The organism is Sneathiella sp. HT1-7 (genome assembly GCF_020731145.1).
GTDB lineage: Bacteria > Pseudomonadota > Alphaproteobacteria > Sneathiellales > Sneathiellaceae > Sneathiella.
In genome coordinates, this window is sequence record NZ_JAJFZN010000009.1 from 1 (window position 1) to 5,895 (window position 5,895).

Sequence of the window (5,895 nt, forward strand, 5' to 3'; positions counted from 1 at the left end):
ATTTGGTTGCGGGGGTAGGATTTGAACCTACGACCTTCAGGTTATGAGCCTGACGAGCTACCGGGCTGCTCCACCCCGCGGTAATTTTGTTTTTCTGGAAGGGGTTTGATGTCCTTCCGGTTAGCGGTGTGTTGCCCGGTTTACTTGCTGGCTTCCGGCTGGTTGCCTACAGGCCGGGCTGCTCCACCCCGCGGTAATTTTGTTTTTGCCTCAATCGCCGGCGGGAACATCCGTTCCCTTGGCCTTGCCTCGGCTTGCGCCTCGGATCCGTATCCTTTCTGACGCGGTGAGGTTTTACAATTTCAAAGGCTGTGCCTTTGGCAGGTCGCGACTGCGGCCCGGGCAGATGCCCGAGAAGCCTGAGCCCACGGAGGTGGGCGGCCGGCGTCTGAGGCTTTTGATCTTATAAAGAGGAGCTTCTGTTTTTTGCAGGCCTGGCGGCGACCTACTCTTCCGTGCCTTAAGACAAAGTACCATCGGCGCTGGGAGTTTTCACGACCGAGTTCGGGATGGGATCGGGTGCAGGCCTCCCGCCATAGCCACCAGGCCGGCAAAAAGCAGAAGTTATGAATACATCCTTGAATGTGTTTTGATTTTGTTACTGATCTTATTTCCAAAGCGATGCCTCGGAATGAGATCATAAAATCCGTAGTGTTCAGTCTAATCTGACTACTGTGCATGATGAAGCACTAAGATCAAACCGATCGAGTGATTAGTACTGGTCAGCTCCATATGTTGCCATACGTCCACCTCCAGCCTATCAACGTGGTGGTCTTCCACGGCTCTCAAGGGATATCTGGTTTTGAGGGGGGCTTCCCGCTTAGATGCTTTCAGCGGTTATCCCGTCCGTACTTAGCTACCCTGCAGTGCCACGGGCGTGACAACAGGTCCACCAGAGGTACGTCCACCCCGGTCCTCTCGTACTAGGGGCAGCTCCTCTCAAATATCCTACACCCACGGCAGATAGGGACCGAACTGTCTCACGACGTTCTAAACCCAGCTCACGTACCTCTTTAATTGGCGAACAGCCAAACCCTTGGGACCTGCTCCAGCCCCAGGATGAGATGAGCCGACATCGAGGTGCCAAACAATGCCGTCGATATGGACTCTTGGGCATTATCAGCCTGTTATCCCCGGCGTACCTTTTATCCGTTGAGCGATGGCCCTTCCACACGGGACCACCGGATCACTATGACCGACTTTCGTCTCTGCTCGACTTGTCAGTCTCGCAGTCAGGCTGGCTTATGCCATTGCACTCATCAGCTGATTTCCGACCAGCTTGAGCCAACCATCGCGCGCCTCCGTTACCATTTAGGAGGCGACCGCCCCAGTCAAACTACCCACCATGCAGGGTCCCGGAACCGGATAACGGTCCTCGGTTAGATATCAAAAGTCAAAAGGGTGGTATTTCAAAGGTGCCTCCACAATAACTGGCGTCACTGCTTCAAAGGCTCCCACCTATTCTACACATTCAAATCCTGATACCACTGCAAAGCTATAGTAAAGGTGCACGGGGTCTTTCCGTCTAACCGCGGGTACTCCGCATCTTCACGGAGAGTTCAATTTCGCTGAGCCTATGTTGGAGACAGCGGGGAAGTCGTTACGCCATTCGTGCAGGTCGGAACTTACCCGACAAGGAATTTCGCTACCTTAGGACCGTTATAGTTACGGCCGCCGTTTACTGGGGCTTCGATTCGCAGCTCTCACCGCTCCTCTTAACCTTCCAGCACCGGGCAGGCGTCAGACCCTATACGTCGTCTTGCGACTTCGCAGAGTCCTATGTTTTTAATAAACAGTCGCCACCCCCAAGTCTGTGCCACCTCCCATTGGTTGCCCAAAGAGAGGTACCCCTTCTCCCGAAGTTACGGGGTCATTTTGCCGAGTTCCTTCAACATAGTTCTCTCAAACGTCTCGGTATACTCTACCAGTCCACCTGTGTCGGTTTGGGGTACGGTCTATAATGATGGAGCTATTTCCTGGAACAGGTTCACAGCAGGTCCAATCCAATAAGGACCCACAATTTACCCCATTCGTCACTACCATCAGGTTGAGGAATATTAACCTCATTCCCATCGACTACGGCTTTCGCCCTCGCCTTAGGGGCCGACTCACCCTGCGCAGATTAGCTTTACGCAGGAACCCTTGGACTTTCGACGTGAGTGTTTCTCACACTCATCTCGCTACTCATGTCAGCATTCTCACTTCCGATACCTCCAGGCAACCTCGCGGTTACCCTTCACAGGCTTACGGAACGCTCCGCTACCACTCAACTCAAAGAGTTGAATCCGCAGCTTCGGTGCATGGCTTTAGCCCCGGTACATCTTCGGCGCAGGCCGGCTTAAATTTAGACCAGTGAGCTATTACGCTTTCTTTAAAGGGTGGCTGCTTCTAAGCCAACCTCCTGGTTGTTTTGGCCTTCCCACATCCTTTCCCACTTAGCCATGACTTAGGGACCTTAGCTGGCGGTCTGGGCTGTTTCCCTCTCGGCAATGGATCTTAGCACCCACTGCCTGTCTGCCTTGCTGCATTCTTCGGTATTCGGAGTTTGGTTAGGTTTGGTAAGTCGTTGGGACCCCCTAGCCCATCCAGTGCTCTACCCCCGAAGATGATACAAGACGCTCTACCTAAATAGATTTCGCGGAGAACCAGCTATTTCCGAGTTTGATTGGCCTTTCACCCCTAGCCACAAGTCATCCCCCAACTTTTCAACGTTGGTGGGTTCGGTCCTCCAGTGCATGTTACTGCACCTTCAACCTGCTCATGGCTAGATCACCCGGTTTCGGGTCTAATCCCTGCAACTAAATCGCCCTATTCAGACTCGCTTTCGCTGCGCCTACACCTATCGGCTTAAGCTTGCTGCAAAGATTAACTCGCTGACCCATTATACAAAAGGTACGCCGTCACCCCATAAAGAGGCTCCGACTGATTGTAGGCATCCGGTTTCAAGGTCTCTTTCACTCCCCTTGTCGGGGTGCTTTTCACCTTTCCCTCACGGTACTTGTTCACTATCGGTCGCATAGGAGTACTTAGGCTTGGAGGGTGGTCCCCCCACGTTCAGACAGAATTTCTCGTGTTCCGCCCTACTCAAGGACCTTATCCAACATTACCCATACGGGGCTATCACCCACTCTGGCCAGCCTTTCCAGGCTGTTCTGGTTGTTTGAATAAGGCCACTGGCCTGGTCCGCGTTCGCTCGCCACTACTAACGGAGTCTCGGTTGATGTCCTTTCCTCTGGCTACTTAGATGTTTCAGTTCACCAGGTTCGCTTCGCTATCCTATATATTCAGATAGCGATACCGCTAATGCGGTGGGTTTCCCCATTCGGATATCTTCGGATCAAAGTTTGCTTGCAACTCCCCGAAGCTTTTCGCAGCATGCCACGTCCTTCATCGCCTCTATGCGCCAAGGTATCCACCAAATGCCCTTAAAACGTTTGATCTCAGCACTTCGCGTCATGCACAGAAGTCAGATCAGATTTGCTCGCTGTCGCAGGCTGTCCTCGCTTTCGCTCAAACAACCCTTGGCCCTGCCTCAGATCCGCCTCAAACCATCTCCTGCCGTGCAGCAAGAAACAATCCAAAAACATCACCTCAACAAGCAACAAACACATCAATCCAACAACCATTCACAACAGTTATTTAAAATTGAACACTACCCATGGATACTCAGGTCATCTCGAACCCGAACATCCACAGTTAGGATGTATTCATTTCCTCTTCACAATATCAAATAAAACACAAAGGCCTGAACCTTCGCTAACCGCTTGCGCAGTATCTCGTTTCCTTCTCGACAATCAGGCTGTTGGTGGAGGCAGACGGGATCGAACCGACGACCTCATGCTTGCAAAGCACGCGCTCTCCCAACTGAGCTATGCCCCCTCAACAAACCAAAACAAGCTGGTGGGCCTGGGTAGACTTGAACTACCGACCTCACGCTTATCAGGCGTGCGCTCTAACCAGCTGAGCTACAGGCCCGGTCCGCCGCTTCGGGTACATTTTCCGATCCAGCCGGCAAACCAGCTGGAGCAGAACCTAATTATCAGAGAAGAGATGCCAGGACGGCGAGATTTAAGTGTTTGCCTAACCCGGATAAATCCGGTTGGCGTTTATTCTTTAAAAGAGATCAAACAATAAATTGCTCGGCCTCTTCCTTAGAAAGGAGGTGATCCAGCCGCAGGTTCCCCTACGGCTACCTTGTTACGACTTCACCCCAGTCGCTGACCTTACCGTGGTCGGCTGCGTCCAAAAGGTTCGCGCACCGGCTTCGGGTAAAACCAACTCCCATGGTGTGACGGGCGGTGTGTACAAGGCCCGGGAACGTATTCACCGCGGCATGCTGATCCGCGATTACTAGCGATTCCAACTTCATGCACTCGAGTTGCAGAGTGCAATCCGAACTGAGACGGCTTTTGAAGATTAGCTCCAGGTCACCCCTTCGCTGCCCTCTGTCACCGCCATTGTAGCACGTGTGTAGCCCAGCCCATAAGGGCCATGAGGACTTGACGTCATCCCCACCTTCCTCCGGCTTATCACCGGCAGTTCCATCAGAGTGCCCAACTAAATGCTGGCAACTAATGGCGAGGGTTGCGCTCGTTGCGGGACTTAACCCAACATCTCACGACACGAGCTGACGACAGCCATGCAGCACCTGTGTGGTAGCCAGCCGAACTGAAGAAAGACATCTCTGCCAATCATACTACCCATGTCAAGGGCTGGTAAGGTTCTGCGCGTTGCTTCGAATTAAACCACATGCTCCACCGCTTGTGCGGGCCCCCGTCAATTCCTTTGAGTTTTAATCTTGCGACCGTACTCCCCAGGCGGAATGCTTAATGCGTTAGCTGCGTCACTGAAAGGTAAACCTCCCAACAACTAGCATTCATCGTTTACGGCGTGGACTACCAGGGTATCTAATCCTGTTTGCTCCCCACGCTTTCGTACCTCAGCGTCAGTATCGGACCAGTAAGTCGCCTTCGCCACCGGTGTTCTTCCCAATATCTACGAATTTCACCTCTACACTGGGAATTCCACTTACCTCTTCCGATCTCTAGCAACACAGTTTTGAATGCAGTTCCGGGGTTGAGCCCCGGGCTTTCACACCCAACTTGCGTTACCGCCTACGTACTCTTTACGCCCAGTAATTCCGAACAACGCTAGTCCCCTCCGTATTACCGCGGCTGCTGGCACGGAGTTAGCCGGGACTTCTTTACCAGGTACCGTCACTATCTTCCCTGGCGAAAGAGCTTTACAACCCTAGGGCCTTCTTCACTCACGCGGCATGGCTGGATCAGGGTTGCCCCCATTGTCCAATATTCCCCACTGCTGCCTCCCGTAGGAGTCTGGACCGTGTCTCAGTTCCAGTGTGGCTGATCTTCCTCTCAGAACAGCTAAAGATCGTCGGCTTGGTGAGCCATTACCTCACCAACTACCTAATCCTACGCGGGCTCCTCTTTCGGCGATAAATCTTTAGTCCGTAGACATCATACGGTATTAGCGTCCGTTTCCAGACGTTATCCCGTACCGAAAGGCAAATTCCCACGCGTTACTCACCCGTGCGCCACTCTCCACTACCCGAAGGTAGCTTCTCGTTCGACTTGCATGTGTTAGGCCTGCCGCCAGCGTTCGTTCTGAGCCAGGATCAAACTCTCAAGTTTGATTTAGAATTAACTTCTTCCCGTCACAACGTTTGTACCAACCCAATCCTAAAACCAGATCAGTACGCTGAACTTAAACCTACTGATTACCCAAACCCGAAAGTCCAAATAACCAGCGTCTCAAGATACCCGTTGCAACAAAAAGTCGTCATTCAACAACCCCGCCGCCCAGGCATCCCTTCTCATCTTTATCCACAATGTCAAAAATCAAACCGCCCAAAATCAAAAATTCCGGACAAAAAAA

3 tRNA genes and 3 rRNA genes are annotated in these 5,895 nt (G+C 52.4%); all 6 read right to left on the minus strand.

Annotated features, from left to right (window positions below):
• Positions 1 to 3 precede the first annotated feature (3 nt).
• Positions 4 to 80, minus strand: a tRNA-Met gene (locus LKE13_RS18480).
• Between the two features lie 352 nt (positions 81 to 432).
• Positions 433 to 547: ribosomal RNA gene (gene rrf / locus LKE13_RS18485) — 5S ribosomal RNA — on the minus strand.
• A gap of 144 nt (positions 548 to 691) precedes the next feature.
• Positions 692 to 3,440: ribosomal RNA gene (locus LKE13_RS18490) — 23S ribosomal RNA — on the minus strand.
• Positions 3,441 to 3,803: 363 nt separating this feature from the next.
• Positions 3,804 to 3,879, minus strand: a tRNA-Ala gene (locus tag LKE13_RS18495).
• 19 nt (positions 3,880 to 3,898) lie between these two features.
• Positions 3,899 to 3,975 (minus strand) — tRNA-Ile (locus tag LKE13_RS18500).
• A gap of 180 nt (positions 3,976 to 4,155) precedes the next feature.
• Positions 4,156 to 5,651 (minus strand): 16S ribosomal RNA (locus LKE13_RS18505).
• Together the 16S, 23S and 5S rRNA genes with 3 tRNA genes alongside form the textbook arrangement of a ribosomal RNA operon.
• Positions 5,652 to 5,895 lie beyond the last annotated feature (244 nt).